Genomic DNA, 19358 nt, shown 5'->3' on the forward strand with positions numbered 1-19358 from the left:
GTGGAACAACCAGTGGAGCACCCCGGAGGAAACGCCGCTGCCCGGCACCCCTCCCCGGGGTACCGGGCAGCGTAGCGCCGCCGGACGGGCACTCAGGACGGCTTGGCCAGCGCCTCGGCCAGGAACTGCGCCGCCTGCCGGACCAGCCGCAGCCGCTCCCGGTCGGGGGTGAAGTCCTGCACGTTGTCCGAGATCCGCACGTCGGCCTTGGCCGCCGCTCCGGGACCGGCCTTCAGCGCGGACTGGAGCTTGCGGGCCGCGTCCAGCCCGGCGGAGTCGGCCTTGGCAGCGGCCAGCAGCAGCTTGGCGGAGCTGCCGGCCGGGGCCTCGGCGCCGGTCTGGGTGAGTGCGATGGCGTCGTAGCGGCCGGAGACCGCCGCGGCCGCGCCGTACAGGTCGGGCCGGGACAGTCCGGCGGCGGCCGCGCAGGGCGCGCCGCCGTCGACGCCGAAGGCGCCCCAGGAGGCCGGGCCGGGCGGCAGGGTGCGGAAGGAGGCCGCGATGGTGCCGCGCAGCGTCGCGTCGTCGGCGACGGCGGCCGGGGCGGCGGCGACCAGCTCGCAGGGGTGCGCGGTGCCGTTCGGCGCCTCGGGGGCGACCAGGATGAACGGGCGGGTCCTGCCGGTCTGGAGGGCCGAACCGATGCCCTCGAAGACGTCCGGGACCTCGGCGTCGGCGGTCTTCTGGGGCGCGGCCGCGTGCATCACGACGACCGGGAAGTGGGTGTTCGGCTCCTTGGCGTACTGCGGCGGGAGCCAGACCCGGACGTTGCGGGGGTGCCCGTCGGGGCCGAGCACGGCGGACTGGAGCAGCTCGCCGCCGCCGGGGTGGCCGACGCTGTCGAAGCGGCTGGCCACGGCGGGAGCCGCGGCGGGTCCGGCGGCTCCGACAGCTCCGGCCGCTCCGACGGCGGCAGGGGCGACCGGGGCGGCGCCGGCACCGGCACCGGCACCGGCAGCAGCGGCCGACTCGGCGGCCACCGGCGGCGCCGCCTGCTGCGGCCGGGCCGCCGTCCCCGCACCGCTCCCGCCGCCCGCCCCCGCACCCGACCCCGCACCCGCGCTCCCCGCGTCCACCACCGGCTCCGCCCGGTCCGGCGCCTGGACGTCCCGGCCGAGGCCGCCGAAGGCGCCGAGCGTGGTGAGCACCGTCAGGGCGGTGACGCACACCCCGCAGACCATCGCCCCGGCCGCCCGCACCAGCATCGGCAGGCGGTCGCCAGCCAGCTCGTAGGTCTCGGCGGCGCGCAGGTCGCGCCAGCGCTGTTGGGCACCCCGGGCCAGCCAGATCCCGCCGAGGGCGGCGGCCAGCAGGGGAATGACGAGGAGCGAACGAACCACGGGACGCACCACCTCTGGAGGGGGCCGCGCCGAACCGGAACCGGCGCGTACGGGAGGCGACCGCCCCGGCAGCGGGCGCAGTCGGCCCCCAGCGTGCACAACGGGCGGACCGTCACACGACGGTGTGCCCGGCGAGTGTCGCTCGTTCACTCGAAGGTGGGACGGCGTATCGCCCCGGGAGGCGTACGGGTACCGCCCGCCGGAGCAATCCAGGAAGAACGGCCCCGCCCGGCCCTCAGCCCGCGCGCAGCGCCACCGTCATCGCCTCGACCGCGAGCAGCGGGTCCACGTTGCGGTCCAGCGCCTGGCGGCAGGCCAGCACCGCCTCGATCCGGCGCAGCGTGCCCTCCGCGGGCCCGGCCTGGGCCACCCGGTTCAGCGCCTGCCGCTGGTCCTCGTTGGCGAGCGCGCCGGTGGAGCCGAGCTGGATGGCGAGCACGTCCCGGTAGAAGCCGAGCAGGTCGAGCAGGGCGACGCCCAGGGTCTCCCGGCGGGTGCGGGTGGCCCGGCTCTTCTGCCGCTTCTCCAGCTCCTTGACCGCGCCGGCCATGCCGCGCGGTGCCTTGCTGCCCTCGGAGGCGCCGTAGGCGGCCTTGAGGTCGTCGGTCTCCTTGGCGTCCTGGGTCTCGGCGAGCGCCTCGGCATCGGCCTTGGCGGTGTCGACCAGGCGCTGGGCGGCGGTCAGGCAGCCGCCGATGTCGCCGACCTCCAGCGGGATGCGCAGCACCTCCGTCCGGCGCGTCCGGGCCTGCTCGTCGACGGCGAGGCGGCGCGAGCGCTCGATGTCGCCCTGACCGGCGAGCGCGGCGAGCCGGGCCGTCTCCGGGTCGACGCCGTCGCGGCGGACCAGGGTGTCGGCGACCGCCTCGGCCGCAGGGGTGCGCAGCACCAGCAGGCGGCAGCGCGAACGGATGGTCGGCAGCACGTCCTGGACGGAGGGGGCGCAGAGCAGCCAGACGGTGCGCGGGGAGGGCTCCTCCACGCCCTTGAGCAGCGCGTTCGCGGCGGCCTCGGTGAGGCGGTGGGCGGCGTCCACCAGGATCACCGACCAGCGGCCGCCGGTCGGGTAGCTGGAGGCGCGCATGACCAGGTCGCGCATGTCGCCGACGCCGATGGAGAGGCCGTCGGTCCGGACGTACTTGACGTCGGCGTGGCTGCCGGCCAGCACGGTGTGGCAGCCGTCGCAGAACCCGCAGCCGGGCGTGCCGCCGAGCGCGAGGTCCGGACTGGTGCACTGGAGGGCGGCGGCGAAGGCGCGCGCGGCGGTGACCTGCCCGGCGCCGGGCGGGCCGGTGAACAGCCAGGCGTGCGTCATCAGGGAGGCGTTCACGCCCTCGACCGGGGCGGCCCCGCGACCAGCCTCGATCGTCGCCCCGGCCGCCCGGGCTGCGGCGGTCAGCTGCTCGACCACCCGCTCCTGGCCCACCAGGTCGTCCCAGACGGCCACTGCTGCTCCCAAGCTCCGTACGGCAGCGCCGGTGGCGCCTCTTCCCCGCCGTCGAGCATACGTCTCCGCTCCGACACCCACTGCTCCGTCCGGGGGACGGCGGAGGGCACGGCGGACGGGAAGGCGGACGGGAAGGACGGTCCCGCGGGCGACGGACCGATACCCGCCGAACCGACACCCGACGGACCGCGACCCCACCGGCGACCGCCCGACGGAACGCGGCGGCGCCGCCGGGGACCCGCCCCGACGGCGCCGCGCACGCGTATCCGGTCAGCCCCGGCGGCCCCAGCGACGGCCCTTGCCCTTGCCGTCACCCTCGCCCTGGGCGTTCCCACGGCCCTCGGGCCGCTCCGCACCGCCCTGGGCGCCGCTCTGCGGGCCGCCGTACGAACCGCCCTGGCCCGGGCCGCCGTGCTCCCAGCGCGCCCACTCGTCGTGCGAGCCGAGCAGGGTGTCGGTGAGGCTCGGCAGGTCGTCCATCGGCGTCTCCTCGGCCCACTCCGGCCGCGGCCGCTCGGCGGCCGGCTGCGACGGCGACTGCGGCCCGGAAGCCGGCTCCGCGCCGATCACCGGCAGCTCACGGGTGCTGTCGACCGGCTCCGCGCGCCTCGGCGCCTGCGCCGCCCGGCCCTCGGCCCGCCCTTCGCCGCGGCCGTCCGTACGGCCCTCAACGCGCCCGGGCTCGATCCGCGGCAGCACCGCGGTCCGGTCGGCCTCCGCCGGGACCTTCGGCAGCACGGCCGTCTCGTCCACCGCCGAGGCCGGTACCACCGGCAGCCTGGTGGTCTCGTCGACCGCACCGGCGGCCCGACGCGCCTCGGCAGCCTTGCGCGCCTCGGCGGCCTCGGCCGCCCGGACGGCGGCCTGCCGGTCCCGCGGCGACAGCTCGCGCGTCGCCTCGTCCCCGAGCCCGCCCGACGAGGCCTGAGCCGACGACGCCGACGACGCCGAAGCCGACACCTGCGACGAGGCCTGAGCCGCGTCCCGCGGAGCGTCCTTCGGAATGTCCCGGACCGCCCGCAGCTCCGTGGTCGCCTCCCCCGACGCCGAACCCGAGCCCGAACCCGAGCCCGACCCCGGCCGCCCCTCGGCCCGGCCCTCCGCCGACTCCGCCGCGGCGGCCGCAGCCGCGAGCGCGGCGGCCTGCGCCAGCCGCGCCTCCTCGGCCCGCTGGAGCGCCTCCTCCGCCCGGCGGCGCTGCTCCTCGCGGGCGAGCTCGCGCTGCCGCTGGAGCTCGGCCTGGGCGGCCGCCTCGTCGGCGATCCGCTTGCGCTCGACGGCCTCCGCGGCCAGCCGGGCCTCCTCCGCGGCGCGGCGCTCGGCCTCCTCCGCGGCCCGTCGGCGCGCCTCCTCCTCGGCCTTGCGCCGGGCCTCGGCGGCGGCCCGCTCCGCCTCCTCCTTGGCCAGCCGCTCCTTCTCCGCCTGCTCGGCCCGCAGCTGCGCCAGCACCTCCTGCCGCTTGCGCTCGGCGGCCTCCTCCTCGGCCTTCTTGCGGGCCTCCTCGGCGGCGCGGCGCTCGGCCTCCTCCTTGGCCAGCCGCTCCTGCTCGGCGCGGGCGGCCTTCTCCTGCTCGGAGAGCGGCAGCTCGCGGTCGAGCCGGTGCCGGATGGCGGTGGTGACGAAGTCGGGGGCCTGGCTGCCGTCCACGACCAGGTAGCGCGCCGGGTCGGCGGCGGCGAGGGAGAGGAAGCCGGCCCGGACCCGCTGGTGGAACTCGGTGGGCTCGGACTCCAGCCGGTCCAGCGCCTCGGTGAAGCGCTCGCGGGCCCTGGTCGGGTCGACGTCCAGGACGACGGTCAGGTCGGGCAGCAGCCCGCCGGTGGCCCAGCGGGAGATCCGGGAGACCTCGGTCGCGGCCAGGTCGCGCCCGGCGCCCTGGTAGGCGATGGAGGAGTCCATGTACCGGTCGGTGATGACCACGGCGCCGCGGGCGAGGGCCGGCCGGATGACGTTCTCGACGTGCTCGGCGCGGTCGGCGGCGTAGATCAGCGCCTCGGCGCGGTGCGACAGGCCGGTGTTGCCGACGTCCAGGACGAGGCCGCGCAGCCGCTGGCCGACCGGGCTGCCGCCGGGCTCGCGGGTGAGCACAACCTCGTGCCCCTTGCCGCGGATCCACTCGGCGAGCGCCTGGGCCTGGGTGGACTTGCCCGCGCCGTCGCCGCCCTCCAGGGCGATGAAGAAGCCGGTGCCCGCACCCTGGTGCGGCACCGGGCCGCCCGCGCCGCGCACCGAGTCCACCAGGTCCCGGACGAACGGCGCGGTGCCGCGCCGGTCGTCGGTGCGCAGCAGCACGACCGCGGCGAGCACCAGGGTGAGCAGCCCGGAGGTGGCGACGGCCAGGGCCGCGCCGCCGTGGATGAACGTGAAGGAGCCGGGCTCGACGGTGCCGTACTCGACGTCCCCGTAGGCGGCGGCGATCAGCGGGACGACGACCAGCGCGGCGGCGACCACGGCCCGGAGCACCGCGAACAGGTGCTCGGTGACCTTCGGCAGCCGGGCCTCCTCGACCTCCTGGGCGAGCAGGGTGCGCCCGGCCGAGACCACGATCCCGGCGGCCAGGCCGGCCAGCACCGTGAGCAGCAGGACCAGCACAAAGTCGAGCACCAGGCCGGCCAGGATCAGCGCGACGCCCTGGGTGAGCAGCGCCAGCGCGAGCAGTCGGCGGCGGGACAGCGAGGGCAGCGTGGCCCGGGTGAGCCGGGTGCCCAGGGCGGGCGTCCCGGCGGCGGCGAGCACCAGCAGGCCGTAGCCGATCGGCCCGGCACGGTGCTCGGCGGCGGTCAGCAGCGCGAGCGCGGCGACGCCCGCCATCGAGGCGTAGCCGGCCGCGACGGCGAAGGTGAAGTACGGGGCGCTGCCGGTGCGGCCCTTGCCGAGCGCGGGGCCGGGGGCCGCGTCGGTCGGGGCGCGCAGGCCCTGGAACGGGGAGACCGGGGCGACGGTCACCGGGCCGCCGGGCAGCTGCTGGAGGTAGCCGCGGACCGCCGAGGCGGCGAACAGGCCGGCCGCGCCGAGCGCCGCGAAGGTGAGCTGGTGGGCGCGGAGCCAGTCGGAGCCGACGGCCGCGCCGATGTTGTTGAGCAGGGTGAAGGCGACCAGGCCGACGGCGCCGAGCGGCACGGTCACCCAGCCGGTGAAGCGGTCGATGCTCCGGACGCTGTCCAGGTTGGCCGCGGCCGGGCGCTGCTCGGCGGCCGGCAGGTGCGGGTTGGCCGGCGGCAGCAGGCCCGGGACGGCGGCGGACTTGGCGATCCCCCAGACCCGCTCGGCGGCACCGGTCACGAACACGGTGGCGAGCAGGACGTAGACGGCGGCCCCGGAGGGCTTGGCGGCGGAGCCCAGCCAGACGCTCCACCAGGGCGCGAGGCCGATCAGCAGGGCGCGCAGCACGTCGGCGCCGAACAGCGTCCAGCGCCGGTCCAGCCGACCGGTGACCAGCCGGTGCACCGGGCCGAGCAGCGCGACGCCGACCAGCCCGGTGGCCAGCACCCGGACGGCGAGGACCGTGGCGAGGGCGAAGGCGAGGCTGCGCGGCAGGCTGCCGAACTGTCCGCCCTGGGCGGCGGCGATCACGGTGAGCGCGAGCAGCACCAGCAGACCGAGCCGGTCGGCGGTGCCGCCGATCAGCTGGGTGGTCCACAGGCGCCGGTAGGCGCGTGTCCGCAGCAGGGCCCTGGCCCGGTCCGCCGGGCTCCCGGCGGGCGCGACCTCGGGCAGGTCGAACGCCCGGGCTCTGGCGGCCGGGACGGCGCTGGGGGTGGGCTGCTCCTCGCTCGTCATACGGTCAGCGTAGCGGGCGGGGCCTGGCCGGAACGCTGCGAACGGGCTTCCGGATCGCGCTCATCACCGGGTTGTGACGTAGCCCGCACGGACCCGACGGACCTCGGGCCCGCACCCCCGGGATCGGGGGCACGGGCCCGGCTGCCGTGACCTGGGATCAGCCCTCGTCGGTGGCGGTGGCCTGGCCGGCCGCCGTCTTGCTCGCGGTGGTCTTCTTGGCCGCCGTCTTCTTCGCCGCCGCCGTCTTGGTGGTGGTGGTCTTCTTCGCCGCGGTCTTCTTCGCGGCGGTCTTGGTCGCCGCGGTCTTGGCGGTGGTCGTCTTCTTGGCCGCGGCCTTCTTCGCCGGGGCCTTCTTCGCCGCCTTCTTCACCGGTCCGCGCGCCCGCTTCTCGGCGAGCAGCTCGTACCCGCGCTCCGGCGTGATGGTCTCGACCTCGTCGTCCTTGCGGAGCGTGGCGTTGGTCTCGCCGTCGGTCACGTACGGGCCGAAGCGGCCGTCCTTGACCACCACCGGGCGCTCGCTGACCGGGTCGTTGCCCAGCTCCTTGAGCGGCGGGGCGGCGGCGGCCCGGCCGCGCTGCTTGGGCTGGGCGTAGATCGCCAGCGCCTCGTCGAGGGTGATCGTGAAGAGCTGGTCCTCGTCGGTGAGCGAGCGGGAGTCGGTGCCGCGCTTGAGGTACGGGCCGTAGCGGCCGTTCTGCGCGGTGATCTCCGCGCCCTCGGCGTCGGTGCCGACCACCCGCGGCAGCGAGAGCAGCCGCAGCGCGTCCTCCAGCGTGACGGTGTCCAGCGACATCGTCTTGAACAGCGAGGCGGTGCGCGGCTTGACCGCGTTCTTGCCGGTCTTCGGCGTGCCCTCGGGCAGGATCTCGGTCACGTACGGGCCGTAGCGGCCGTCCTTGGCGACCAGCATGTTGCCGCTGACCGGGTCCGCGCCGAGCTCGAAGTCGCCGCTGGGCTTGGCCAGCAGCTCCTCGGCCAGCTCGACGGTGAGCTCGTCCGGCGGCAGCTCGTCCGGGATGTCGGCACGCTGGCCGGGCTCGCCCTCGACCGTCGAGGCGCGCTCGACGTACGGGCCGTAGCGGCCGACCCGCAGGGTGATGTCGTCGCTGACCCGGAACGAGCTGATCTCCCGGGCGTCGATCGCGCCGAGGTCGGTGACCAGTTCCTTCAGGCCGCCCAGGTGGTCGCCGTCGCCGTTGCCGGCCTCGGCGGCGCCGCCCGCGGCGCTGCCCTCGCCCTCGCCGAAGTAGAAGCGCTTCAGCCACGGCACGGACTTCGCCTCACCGGCGGCGATCCGGTCGAGGTCGTCCTCCATCTTGGCGGTGAAGTCGTAGTCGACCAGCCGGCCGAAGTGCTTCTCCAGCAGGTTGACCACGGCGAAGGAGAGGAACGACGGGACGAGCGCCGTCCCCTTCTTGAAGACGTAGCGGCGCTGGATGATTGTGTCGATGATCGACGCGTAGGTGGAGGGGCGGCCGATCTCCCGGTCCTCCAGCTCCTTGACCAGCGAGGCCTCGGTGTAGCGGGCCGGCGGCTTGGTGGCGTGGCCCTCCGGGGTGATCCGGTCGGCGGCCAGCGGGTCGCCCTGGGTGACCTGCGGCAGCCGGCGCTCGCGGTCGTCGAGCTCGGCGTTCGGGTCGTCGGCGCCCTCGACGTAGGCCTTGAGGAAGCCGTGGAAGGTGATGATCTTGCCGGAGGCGGAGAACTCGACGTCCCGGCCGTCGGCGGAGGTGCCGCCGACCCGGACGGTGACGGACTGGCCGACCGCGTCCTTCATCTGGGAGGCGACGGTGCGCATCCAGATCAGCTCGTAGAGCCTGAAGTCGTCACCGGTCAGACCGGTCTCGGCGGGGGTGCGGAAGCGGTCGCCGGACGGGCGGACGGCCTCGTGCGCCTCCTGCGCGTTCTTGACCTTGCTGGCGTAGGTGCGCGGCGCGTCCGGCAGGTAGTCGGCCCCGTACAGCTGGGTGACCTGGGCCCGGGCGGCCGAGACCGCGGTGTCCGACAGCGTGGTGGAGTCGGTACGCATATAGGTGATGAAGCCGTTCTCGTACAGCTTCTGGGCCACCTGCATGGTCCGCTTGGCGCCGAAGCCCAGCTTGCGGCTGGCCTCCTGCTGGAGCGTGGTGGTGCGGAACGGCGCGTACGGCGAGCGGCGGTAGGGCTTGGACTCGACGCTGCGGACGGCGAACGCCGTCTGCTCCAGGGCGGCGGCCAGCTGACGGACCGCCTGCTCGTCCAGGTGCAGGGTGTTCGCGCTGGCGGCCTTCAGCCGGCCGTCCTGGCCGAAGTCGCGGCCGCTGGCGATCCGCTTGCCGTCGACGGCGGCCAGCCGGGCGCCGAAGGTCTCCGGGTTGGCGGCGTCGGCCGGGGTGCGGCCGGTGCCGAAGGTGCCGACCAGGTCCCAGTACGAGGCGGTGCGGAAGGCCATCCGCTCGCGCTCGCGCTCGACCACCAGGCGGGTCGCGACGGACTGCACGCGGCCCGCCGACAGCTTCGGCATGACCTTCTTCCACAGCACCGGCGAGACCTCGAAGCCGTACAGGCGGTCGAGGATGCGGCGGGTCTCCTGGGCGTCGACCAGGCGCTGGTTGAGCTCGCGCGGATTGGCCACGGCCTCTTGGATCGCCGACTTGGTGATCTCGTGGAACACCATGCGGTGCACCGGCACCTTGGGCTTGAGCACCTGCTGGAGGTGCCACGCGATGGCCTCGCCCTCGCGGTCCTCATCGGTGGCGAGGAAGAGCTCGTCGGACTCCGCGAGCAGCGACTTCAACTTGCTGACCTGGGACTTCTTGTCCGCGTTGACCACGTAGATGGGCGCGAAGTCGTGATCGACGTCCACCCCGAGGCGGCGCACCTCGCCGGTGTACTTGTCCGGCACCTCGGCCGCGGTGCTGGGGAGGTCGCGGATGTGCCCGACGCTCGCCTCGACGATGTAGCCGGGGCCAAGGTAGCCCTTGATCGTCTTCGCCTTGGCCGGCGACTCGACAATGACGAGTCGCTGTCCGTGCGCGGTCTCGCTGCTCGGGGACACCTTCGCTCTTCTCTCCCGGTCCTTATGTGGCTGGTCGGCGCCGGCCGCACGGGCTGCGCTCCGCCCGACCCCTCCACCGTCCCGGGGCTGCCGCGGCACGACACCCCCACCAGCGGAGTGTGACCGTACCCCGGCCACCCTTGTCAAACGGACGGATCCCGCTTTTTCACTTGCCGGCCTCACCGACGCCACTCGAACGGTAACCCGATGACGGAGGTTCGCGCCCCGTGGAGGGGGGCCTTCGGCAGGTTCCGGAGGATGGAATGACGGATTTCAAGATCTGTCAACGGAAAATCGACAGGTCGGCGCGGGATGGCGTGAATCCGCCCTGGGCGCCCGCCCCCGGATCTGCTGCCGGCCCCTCCCGGATCCCTCGCGGAGTGCGGGGCTCAGCCGCCGACCGCGACCAGGAGCCCGGCGCCCGCCGCCAGGCACCCCACGCCCAGGACGCTCCACAGCAGGTCGACGACGGCCGCCCGGCCGACCTCCCCGGGCGCCAGCACCACCCGGCTCGGGCGCCGCGGGTCGTAACAGATCCGCACCGAGGCACCTGGCGCGAAACGGTCCGGACGGCGCAGCGGGGTGTGCCCGCGCGGGCGGGCGATCACGAGCCCCGCGATCCCGCACGCGCCGGAGCCGCCCACCGAGGGCGGCACCGAGAAGGACAGCAGCGGCGCGCTGTCCAGCTGGCCGTGCACGTCGTCCTCGGCCACCACGGTCGCCACCGCCGACGCCCCCCGGCGGCGCACCCGCAGGCGCAGGCCCACTTCGGCGGCGCACCAGAGCAGCAGCACGCCACCGAAGAGGGCGAGCACCGACCCGCCCACCATCGCCGTCGTCGTGTCCACTCTGGCCCCCGGCTCCCCAGCTCTGTCCACAGCCTGTGGACAGAGCTTCACAGCGGAGGACCAACGGGAGACAGCCGCCCGGCGGCGGTCGGACGAACCAGGGGGTACGGACCGGTGAACCGGCCGCGTCGCGGCGGAACCGGTCCCGCCGCGATCAGCGGCTCCGGTCCCGGCGGGGCGGGCCCGGGCGGGGCGGGCCTCGGCGGCTCCGGTCTCAGCGGACCGGGTCTCAGCGGACCAGGTCTCAGCGGACCGGGTCGATGAACCCCTGCTCGGTCAGCAGGCGCAGCGACTCCGGCACCCGGTCCCGCAGGACCACCCGGTCCTCGCCGAGCAGCCGCGCGATGGCGTCCACGATCTCGCCCGCCGACAGCGTCCCATCGCAGACCCCGACGAAGCCGGCGCCCACGGTGTCCACCTTGGTGGCCCGCCGCATGCCGCGGTTGTGACGCAGGATCACATGCTCCGGGTCCTCCGCACCGGGCGCGCCGACCTGCTCCTGGACCACCTCGTCGGCCAGCACGTAACGGGCCGCGAGCAGGCCCGCGTCGTCGTGCGAGCGGAGGAAGTCCTGCCGGTCGAACCAGGCCTCGATGTGCGGGCCGAGCGGCTGCTCCACCGGGTGCGGCCACTCCTCCACCCGGACGGTCGGACGCTCGGCGCCGCTCGCCCGCAGGGTGATCCAGCCCATGCCGATGCCCTCGACCCGGCCCGCCTCGAAGGCGTCCAGCCACTCGCCGTACCGGGCCTGGTAGTCGCCGCCGGGGCCGCGGTGGTCGCCGCCGTCGCGCAGCCACAACTCGGCGTACTGGGCCACGTCCTGGACCTCGCGCTGGACGACCCAGGCGTCCAGCCCGGTGCCCGCGACCCAGCCCGCCAGCCGCTCGTGCCAGTCCTCGCCCTTGACGTGCTGCCAGTTGGCGAGCAGCTGGCAGTAGCCGCCGGGCTCCAGGTGGTCGGCGGCCGAGCGGACCAGGCCGCGGCACAGGTCGTCGCCGGCCATGCCGCCGTCGCGGTAGGTGAACCGGCCGCCCGGCGAGATCACGAACGGCGGGTTGGAGACGATCAGGTCGAACTTCCGCTCCCCGACCGGCTCGAAGAGGCTTCCGGCGGACACCTCGGTGCTGTCGAAACCGGACAGCGCCAGGGTCAGCTCGGTGAAGCGCAGCGCGCGCGGGTTGAGGTCGGTGGCGGTCACGGTCCCGGCGTGCCGGGCCGCGTGCAGCGCCTGCACGCCGGAGCCCGAACCGAGGTCCAGCGCGGCCCGGACGGGGCGGCGCACGGTGATGTTGGCCAGCGTGGTGGAGGCGCCTCCGACGCCCAGCACCAGGTCCTTGCGGGCCACCCCGTGCGCGGTCTCACCGGAGCCGATGCCGCCCGCACCGCCCACCGCGCAGCCCAGGTCGGAGACCACCCAGGCGTCCGAACTGGGCATCCCGGCCACCTCGTTGGCGTACGGCCGGACGTCGACGGTGGCGCGCACCAGATCGCCGTCGGGGCGCAGCCAGCCGTCCGCCAGGCAGTCCTCCACCGGCAGCGCGGCGGCGGCCGCCCGGTACGGGACCGGCTGCTGCAGCAGGAACAGCCGCACCAGCGTCTCCAGCGGGCTGCCACCGCGGGTCGCCCGCAGCGCCGGGACCGCCTCGCTGCGGGCCAACGCCGAATAGCCGGTGGGCCCGAGCAGGTCCAGGCAGCCGTCGGCGGTGAACGAGGCGGCGAGCAGCGCCTCGCGGAACTTGGCGAGGCGGGTCGGGTCGAGAACGGGGCTACTGATCACCCCTCCATTGTCCCCCGCCACCCACCCCGTGGCCGCCGCTGCGCCCCGCGGCCGGCGGACGGAAGCCCGCACCACCCCGCGCGCCCCCTGGAAGCCACCACGCGCCGCCCTGCCGGGGGCACCGAGTCGTTCAGCGGCGGGCCTGTGGCAGGGGCGCCGGATCACGGGACGGCGACTCGCGGGACGGCGACTCCGGTGGCGGCGGCTCACCGTCCCCGTCACCGGGCCCGTCCCCGGTACCGGGGACGGGCGCGTCGGACCGTCTGGTCCGCCCGGGCTCAGCTCGCGCTGGAGGCCGGGTTCGCCGGGGTGGTGGGCGGGGCGGCCGGAGCGGTGGTCGCACCGGCCGCGGCCGGGCTCGTGCCGTCGGTCGCGCCGGGCGCCGGGGTGGTGGCCGGGGCGCTCGGGGTGTCGGTGGCGCCCGGCGCCGGGGTCGTGCCGCCCGGGGCCGGGGTGCCGCTCGCGCCGGCCCCCGCACCGCCGGTGGCGCCGCCGCTAGGGGCGGTGGTCGGGGACGGCTTGCAGCCCTCCTGCTTGGCCATCGCCGCGCCGAGCTCACCACGCTGGAGCTTGCTCTGCGCCTGGGTGGAGAGCGAGGCCAGCTGCTGCACCTGGTCGGCCACGCTGCGCAGCCCGTCGGCGAACTTGGCCTGGTCGTTGTTGGGCAGCGCGTCCACCTTCTTCTGGACCTCCACGTACCCGTCGGCCGCCTTCTTCAGCTCCTCGACGGTGTCCTTCTGGAGGGCCGCGCCGTCCTGCACCTTGGGCGCCCCGGCCGCGTCGATGGCGGCGGCTATGTCCTGGTTGGTCTTGGCCAGCCGCCCGATGTCCGTGGAGAGCCGCTTCTGGAGGTCGGTCGGGGCCTCGCCGGTCTTCACCTGTCCGGTGTCGGCCAGCGCAGTCTGCGCCTGGGCGATCGGGTCCTTGGCAGCGCCGCAGACGTTCGACGCCCAGGACTCCAGCTGCTTGCTGTTGTTGTCGTCGCCGCCGCAGCCGACGGCGCCGAACGCGAGCAGCACGCCGAGGGCGGGTACGGCCAGCAGTCGCTTGTTCACCGGGAGAAGCCTTTCGGTTCGGTCGTCATCGGTCGTCGAACCTACACGGCCGATGTCCGTCCCCCGATTCGTCCGTCCCCCGATTCCCGGCTCCCCCGCCCTCCAGGGGCCGCCCTCTCGACGCCCCGGCCCGGGTCAGGCCCGCTCGCACTCGTCCCGGCCCTGGCGTTTCGGCGGTGGGGTGCTTCGGCGGTGGGGTGGTCTGCGCGAGCGGCCAGGGCGGCCGCACGGCGCGGATCCGCGTGGACGTCCTCGTCCGCGACGCGGCGAACCGCCGGGATCAGCGGTGTGTCACCGCATGCCCGGGAACAGGACCCCGGCCGCTCTCGGGCGCGAGGAAGCGCCCGCGAGGCGGCGGGGACGCGAGAAGACGTCGAGGCAGCGCCTCAGACCGCGATGGAGGCGACCGAAACCGGCCAGCTCATCCGGATCAGGCCACCGGCCGCGCCGTTGGTGACCTCCAAGTCCTCGACCAGGCCGGTGATCACGGCGAGGCCCAGGGTGTCCTCGTCCGGCTCGCCGCCCTCGGCGTCGCCGGAGGCCGGGACGGCGGCGGGGCCGGCCTCGTCCTCGACCTCGATGAGGAAACGCTTCTCCTGATCGGTCAGCGCGACCCGGACCGCGCCGCCGATGCCGCCGCGCTGGTGCAGTCCGACCGCGCGGGAGCACGCCTCGCCGACCGCGAGCCGTACCTCGTCGAGCACCGACTCGTCGACCCCGGCCCGTCTGGCGACGGCCGCGGCGACCAGCCTGGCCGTCCGCACGTGCTCGGGAAGCGCGCTGAATCGAAGTTCGACGGTTGCCATCTCTCCCCCTCGGGGTGCTCCGACCGGGGCCGGAGACCCGGCCCCTGCGGGCCGGCGGAACCGGCCCAGGGGCGCCCGGGGGACGCACCGGGCCACACGGACCCGGGCACCCGGACGCGAAGAACGAGCGGGGCCGGCCGCACGGGCCGGCCCGGCCGCGTCAGTCGGTCGCGTTGACCGCGTCGTCCACCGAGGTGTGGATCGGGAAGACCTTGGTCAGGCCGGTGATGCGGAAGATCTTCAGGATGCGCTCCTGGTTGCAGACGAGGCGCAGCGAGCCCTCGTGGGCACGCACTCGCTTCAGACCGCCCACCAGCACACCGAGGCCGGTCGAGTCGAGGAAGTCAACGCCTTCCATGTCGACGACGAGGTGGTACTTGCCGTCGTTGACGAGCTCGACCAGCTGCTCCCGCAGCTTCGGGGCGGTGTACACATCGATCTCGCCGCCAACCTCGACGACCGTACGATCGCCGACTGAACGGGTCGACAGGGACAGGTCCACGGAACCTCCAGCACCTTGCCTTGCTACGTCATGTGCGATCCTCGGCCGGACGGCCGCCACCGCATGGTCGCGAGCCCGGGCGCGCCCAGCCACGCGTGGCAAGCCTCGGCGCTGCGACCCACGGCCATACGGCCGTCACGGCCACATTCAACCACCTGCGACCATGCCCGCACGATGGCTTACGACGATTCTCCGTCACGCCGGTGACACACTGGGTCCTCATGCCGCCCCGACACAGCCCGCCCGAGGCACTGCTCACGACCCTGGCCGCCGGCCGGGGGCGGTCCGACCGACTCACCCATACGGAGCACCTTCCCGCCCGACCTGCGCGTTATTCACCATGGCCGGACTCGATCCGTCCGGAGGTCGTGGCCGCGGCTCGTGCCGTCGGGGTCGAACAGCCGTGGGCGCACCAGGCAGAAGCGATGAATCTGGCCAAAAGCGGCCAGACTGTGGTGATCGCCACAGGCACCGCCTCGGGCAAGTCGCTGGGCTACCTGGCCCCGGTGCTCAGCGACCTGCTGGACGGCACCGAGGCCCGCAACGGCCGCGGCGCCACCGCGCTCTACCTGGCCCCGACCAAGGCGCTCGCCGCCGACCAGCGGCGCCGGGCCGCCGAACTCGCCCCGCCGAGGGTGCGCGCCGCCCTCTACGACGGCGACACCCCGCCCGAGGAGCGCGAGTGGGTCCGCCAGTACGCCTCCTACGTGCTCACCAACCCGGACATGCTGCACCGCGGCATCCTGCCCGGCCATGCCCGCTGGTCCTCCTTCCTCAAGGCGCTGCGCTACGTGGTCGTGGACGAGTGCCACAGCTACCGGGGCGTGTTCGGCTCGCACGTCGCCCAGGTGCTGCGGCGACTGCGCCGCATCTGCGCCCGTTACGGTTCGTCACCCGCCTTCCTGCTGGCCTCCGCCACCACCGCCGACCCGGCCGCGACCGCCCGGCGGCTGACCGGCCTGCCCGCCGTGGCCGTCACCGAGGACGCCTCGCCGCGCGGGCCGATGGTCTTCGGCCTCTGGGAGCCGCCGCTGACCGAGAACGTCGGCGAGCACGGCGCGCCCGTGCGCCGCACCGCGACCGCCGAGGCCGCCCACCTGCTGACCGAGCTGGTCGAACGGGAGACCCGCACCGTCGTCTTCGTGCGCTCCCGGCGCGCCGCCGAGCTCGTCGCGCTCCAGGCCCAGGACCAGCTCGGCCGCCCGCTCGCCGGACGGGTGGCCGCCTACCGCGGCGGTTACCTCGCCGACGAACGCCGGGCCTTGGAACGCGACTTGCACTCCGGCCGACTGCTCGGCCTCGCCTCCACCTCCGCTCTCGAACTCGGCGTCGACATCTCCGGCCTCGACGCCGTCCTGATGGCCGGCTACCCCGGCACCCGGGCCTCGCTCTGGCAGCAGGCGGGCCGCGCGGGGCGGGAGGCCCAGGGCGCGCTGGCCGTCCTGATCGCCCGGGACGACCCGCTGGACACCTACCTGGTGCACCACCCGGAGGCGCTGTTCGCGGCCCCCGTCGAGGCCACCGTGCTCGACCCCGACAACCCGCACGTGCTCGCCCCGCACCTGTGCGCGGCAGCCGCCGAACTCCCGCTCACCGACGCCGACCTGGAGCTGTTCGGGCCGTCCACCGCACCACTGCTGCCGGTCCTGGAGCGGCGCGGCCTGCTGCGCCGGCGCAGCGACGGCTCCTGGTACTGGACCCGTCGCGAGCGCGCGGCCGACGCCGTGGACCTGCGCGGCAGCGGCGGCAACCCAGTGCAGATCGTCGAGGCCGACACCGGCCGGCTGCTCGGCACGGTGGACGCCGCGGCCGCGCACACCACCGTCCACACCGGCGCCGTCCACCTGCACCAGGGCCGCACCTACCTGGTCCGGGAGTTCGACCTGGAGAACTCCGTCGCCCTGGTCGAACCGGCCGACCCGCCCTACACCACGGCCGCCCGCGACATCACCTCCATCTCCGTCCTCGACACCGACACCACCGTGGACTGGGGCGAGGGCCGGCTCAGCTTCGGCTCGGTGGAGGTGGTCAACCAGGTGGTCGGCTACCTCCGCAAGCGGATCTCCACCGGGGAGATCATGGGTGAGACCAAGCTCGACCTGCCGCCCCGCACACTGCGCACCCGGGCGGTCTGGTGGACCGTCACCGAGGACCAGCTCCTCGACGCGGACATCCCGCCCGACCAGCTGCCCGGCGCCGCCCACGCCGCCGAGCACGCCTCGATCGGGCTGCTGCCGCTGTTCGCCACCTGCGACCGGTGGGACATCGGCGGCGTCTCCGTCCCGCTGCACCCGGACACCGGCCTGCCGACCGTGTTCGTCTACGACGGCCACCCCGGTGGGGCCGGCTTCGCCGAACGCGGCTTCCAGCGGGCGGTCCAGTGGCTGACGGCCACCCGGACGGCGATCGCCTCCTGCGAGTGCGAGCGCGGCTGCCCGTCCTGCGTCCAGTCGCCCAAGTGCGGCAACGGGAACGACCCGCTGGACAAGGCCGCCGCCGTCCGGCTCCTGGACGTCCTGCTGGCCGGGGCACCCGAAGCCACGGAGGCACCGGACGACGGGCCGGGGGCGGGCGGGCCGGAGACACCGGACGGACCGGAAGCGGTCCCGGGACCGGACGGTGGCGCACCGGCCGGTTCATGAGGCCGCCCCCGCAGCCGCGCTGGGGACTCCGCCCGGAGCCTCGCCCGGCCCGCCCTCCGGCGCGTCCTCGGGGCCGGTGACCGGGGCCCGTACCGGCCCGGCCCGAGCCCTCGCCCGCGCCGGGCCGACCGGCAGTCGGGCCGGGAGCCCGCGGACCTCCACCTCGGCCACCACCTCCACGGCGTCCGCCGACCGGTCGACCGCACAGGACACCAGCCCGGCGCCCTGGACGGCGGCGATCCCGGCGGCCCGGGCGCAGCCGCCGTCCCGGTCCAGCAGCAGTCGGTCCGCCGCGGCGAGGGCCGCGAGGTCGGCCGCCGACTCGGCCCGGTGCCGAGCGGCCACCACCGAGCCGACCGCGATCGTCCCGGCGAACACCGCCGTGCCCAGCATCGCCAGGGCGAGCAGCCAGACCGTCGCCGAGCCGGCGTCCGGCCCCCGGCCGCCCACCGCGACCGCTCGGGCCGCACGGGCGCGTGCCAGCCGCTCCGCCGCTTCCCGCAGCCCGGTCAGGACGGCCACGGGCCACCACCTGCCTCCGCGCCCGCCACCAGGACGTCCTCCCGCGCCGCCACGGCCGCCGCAGTGAGCCGGACAGCGAGCAGCCCGCCGAGCCTGCCCGGCCCCGCGCACGGCGCCTCCACCTCGACCCGGACCGTGTCGGCCGCCAGGGCGACCCGGACCTGTGCGCCCGGCGGGGCCGCCGCGCGGGCGAGCCCGGCGGCGTCCGCCTCCCCGCGAGCGGCCGCCCTGGCGCCGACCCGGGCGGCGTCCACACAGCGGATCTGCGCGGCCGCCGCGAGCACACCCCAGATCAGCATCGCCGCGAGCAGGAGGAGCGCCGGCAGTGCCACCGCCGTCTCCGCCGTCACGAAGCCCGCGTCGCCGCGTTGCCGCGGGCGCAGCGACCACGCCCGGTCCGGGTCCGTTCTCAGGCCCCCGCCGCCCGCCCGGAGCACGGGCGGGGCGATGCCGGGGCGCGTGCCTCGCGAGGCGGGGATGGAACCTCCTCCCGACCGCCCGGCCGGGGGCCGCCGACGACCGGAGGCAGCCCCACGGGGCGCGCCCGCCCCCAGGGGTCCACCGGCCGAAGGCGGCCCACCGGCGGGAGTTCGGCAGCCGGCCTCAGGTCGCATGGAGCGCCCGTACCAGCATGTCGGTCAGCGCACCGGTGATGGCGTCGCTGGTCACCACCTTGTACAGCCCGGCCGCGAGGGCGCACGCGCCCAGCGTCCCGACGGCGTACTCGGCCGTGGTCATCCCGGCGTCCGAGCGGCCTCGGAGTCGCGCCACCCGGCGGACCCGGCGGGCTGCCCAGCGCACCCGACGGGCCGACCGGTGGCTCCTCCGCTGCCACTCCTCGGCCAACGGGCGGAGCGGACGCCCGGCACCGGGCCGAATCGCGATCACTGCGGTCATGGAACTCTCCTGTCACTCGACGTACGACGGCCGCTCATGCGGCCGACGATCCTTCACATCGCCTCGGCGAAGCGGCTGGTGAGGCCGACGACCACCGGCACCACGCCGATCAGGACGAAGGCCGGGAGGAAGCAGAGCCCCAGCGGCGCGGTGGCGAGCACCGCGGCCCGGCGGACCCGGGTGTGGGCCGCGCGGGCGGCCGCCGTGCGCTGCCCCTGCGCCAACCCGATCAGCGGGCCGGCGGCGGGGACGCCACCGAGGCTGCTGCGCTCCAGACAGCGGGCCAGCGGCGCCAGCGACGGGTGCTGCTCGCCCAGGCGGTGCCAGCACAGCTCCGGCGGTGCACCCAGGGCCAGTTCGGCCCCGATCGCCGCCAGCCGGGGCCCCAGCGGCGCCCCCACACTTCGACCCACCGCCGACACGGCCTCCGAGGGGAGCGCCGCCGAGCCGAGGCAGGCCGCCAACAGCTCAGCGCCCAGCGGGAGTTGCCTGGTCAGCAGCTCCTCCTCGCGGGCCGCCCTGCGATCGGCCGGCGAGCGCACCCGGGCCGACCAGCGATGGACGCCCACCGCGAGCAGCACCCCGACGGCCAGCCCGGGGCCGCCACCGAGCAGCACCGCCGCCGTGATCCCGGCGACGCCCGCCACCACCAGTCGTCGGCGACGCTCAACCACCAAGGCAGCAGCCCTGGTTCGCCTTCCG

General features: G+C 75.6%; 14 protein-coding genes. 1 reads left to right on the plus strand and 13 read right to left on the minus strand.

Going from position 1 to position 19358, the window contains the following annotated elements:
• Positions 1 to 92: 92 nt before the first annotated feature.
• The 9 genes from ACFCY1_RS29315 to bldG all read right to left on the minus strand — a co-directional run bounded on the left by ACFCY1_RS29315 (position 93) and on the right by bldG (position 14595).
• On the minus strand, positions 93 to 1340 hold the full coding sequence (locus ACFCY1_RS29315) for a hypothetical protein (RefSeq protein WP_375876567.1): 1248 nt from the start codon (positions 1338 to 1340) through the stop codon (positions 93 to 95).
• Between the two features lie 235 nt (positions 1341 to 1575).
• Positions 1576 to 2787, minus strand: a complete 1212-nt coding sequence (locus tag ACFCY1_RS29320) for a DNA polymerase III subunit delta' (protein ID WP_049660729.1) — start codon at positions 2785 to 2787, stop codon at positions 1576 to 1578.
• A gap of 270 nt (positions 2788 to 3057) precedes the next feature.
• Positions 3058 to 6567, minus strand: a complete 3510-nt coding sequence (gene tmk, locus ACFCY1_RS29325) for a dTMP kinase (RefSeq protein WP_375876568.1) — start codon at positions 6565 to 6567, stop codon at positions 3058 to 3060.
• 157 nt (positions 6568 to 6724) lie between these two features.
• Entirely contained in the window at positions 6725 to 9607 is a 2883-nt protein-coding gene (topA, locus tag ACFCY1_RS29330) for a type I DNA topoisomerase (RefSeq protein WP_375876569.1), read from the minus strand.
• A gap of 389 nt (positions 9608 to 9996) precedes the next feature.
• Positions 9997 to 10455: a DUF3592 domain-containing protein gene (locus tag ACFCY1_RS29335; protein ID WP_117488501.1), complete on the minus strand. Its 459-nt coding sequence runs from the start codon at positions 10453 to 10455 to the stop codon at positions 9997 to 9999.
• 244 nt (positions 10456 to 10699) lie between these two features.
• Positions 10700 to 12232, minus strand: coding sequence for a methyltransferase (locus ACFCY1_RS29340; protein ID WP_079271961.1), 1533 nt, complete (start codon positions 12230 to 12232; stop codon positions 10700 to 10702).
• 278 nt (positions 12233 to 12510) lie between these two features.
• On the minus strand, positions 12511 to 13287 hold the full coding sequence (locus tag ACFCY1_RS29345; protein ID WP_375876570.1) for a hypothetical protein: 777 nt from the start codon (positions 13285 to 13287) through the stop codon (positions 12511 to 12513).
• Between the two features lie 386 nt (positions 13288 to 13673).
• Positions 13674 to 14093, minus strand: coding sequence for an ATP-binding protein (locus ACFCY1_RS29350; protein ID WP_049659131.1), 420 nt, complete (start codon positions 14091 to 14093; stop codon positions 13674 to 13676).
• Between the two features lie 160 nt (positions 14094 to 14253).
• Positions 14254 to 14595, minus strand: coding sequence for an anti-sigma factor antagonist BldG (gene bldG / locus ACFCY1_RS29355; RefSeq protein WP_049659132.1), 342 nt, complete (start codon positions 14593 to 14595; stop codon positions 14254 to 14256).
• 221 nt (positions 14596 to 14816) lie between these two features.
• On the opposite strand from bldG, the gene ACFCY1_RS29360 reads away from it, so the two are divergent.
• A complete protein-coding gene (locus tag ACFCY1_RS29360) occupies positions 14817 to 17237 on the plus strand; it encodes a DEAD/DEAH box helicase (RefSeq protein ID WP_375876571.1) in 2421 nt (806 codons plus the stop codon).
• Here the strand turns inward: ACFCY1_RS29360 and ACFCY1_RS29365 are convergent.
• From ACFCY1_RS29365 to ACFCY1_RS29380, 4 genes are all read right to left on the minus strand, one after another.
• Positions 17232 to 17759 (minus strand): Rv3654c family TadE-like protein, encoded by a 528-nt coding sequence (locus ACFCY1_RS29365; RefSeq protein ID WP_375876573.1) that lies wholly within the window; start codon positions 17757 to 17759, stop codon positions 17232 to 17234. The genes ACFCY1_RS29360 and ACFCY1_RS29365 overlap by 6 nt on opposite strands.
• Complete coding sequence (locus ACFCY1_RS29370) at positions 17747 to 18091, minus strand: TadE family type IV pilus minor pilin (RefSeq protein ID WP_375876574.1); 345 nt, start codon at positions 18089 to 18091, stop codon at positions 17747 to 17749. The genes ACFCY1_RS29365 and ACFCY1_RS29370 overlap by 13 nt, the downstream gene beginning before the upstream one ends.
• Positions 18092 to 18362: 271 nt before the next feature.
• Complete coding sequence (locus ACFCY1_RS29375; protein ID WP_079271963.1) at positions 18363 to 18656, minus strand: DUF4244 domain-containing protein; 294 nt, start codon at positions 18654 to 18656, stop codon at positions 18363 to 18365.
• Positions 18657 to 18709: 53 nt separating this feature from the next.
• On the minus strand, positions 18710 to 19330 hold the full coding sequence (locus ACFCY1_RS29380) for a type II secretion system F family protein (RefSeq protein ID WP_375876575.1): 621 nt from the start codon (positions 19328 to 19330) through the stop codon (positions 18710 to 18712).
• Positions 19331 to 19358 lie beyond the last annotated feature (28 nt).

The organism is Kitasatospora sp. NPDC056273, from assembly GCF_042268845.1.
Classification (GTDB): Bacteria; Actinomycetota; Actinomycetes; order Streptomycetales; family Streptomycetaceae; genus Kitasatospora.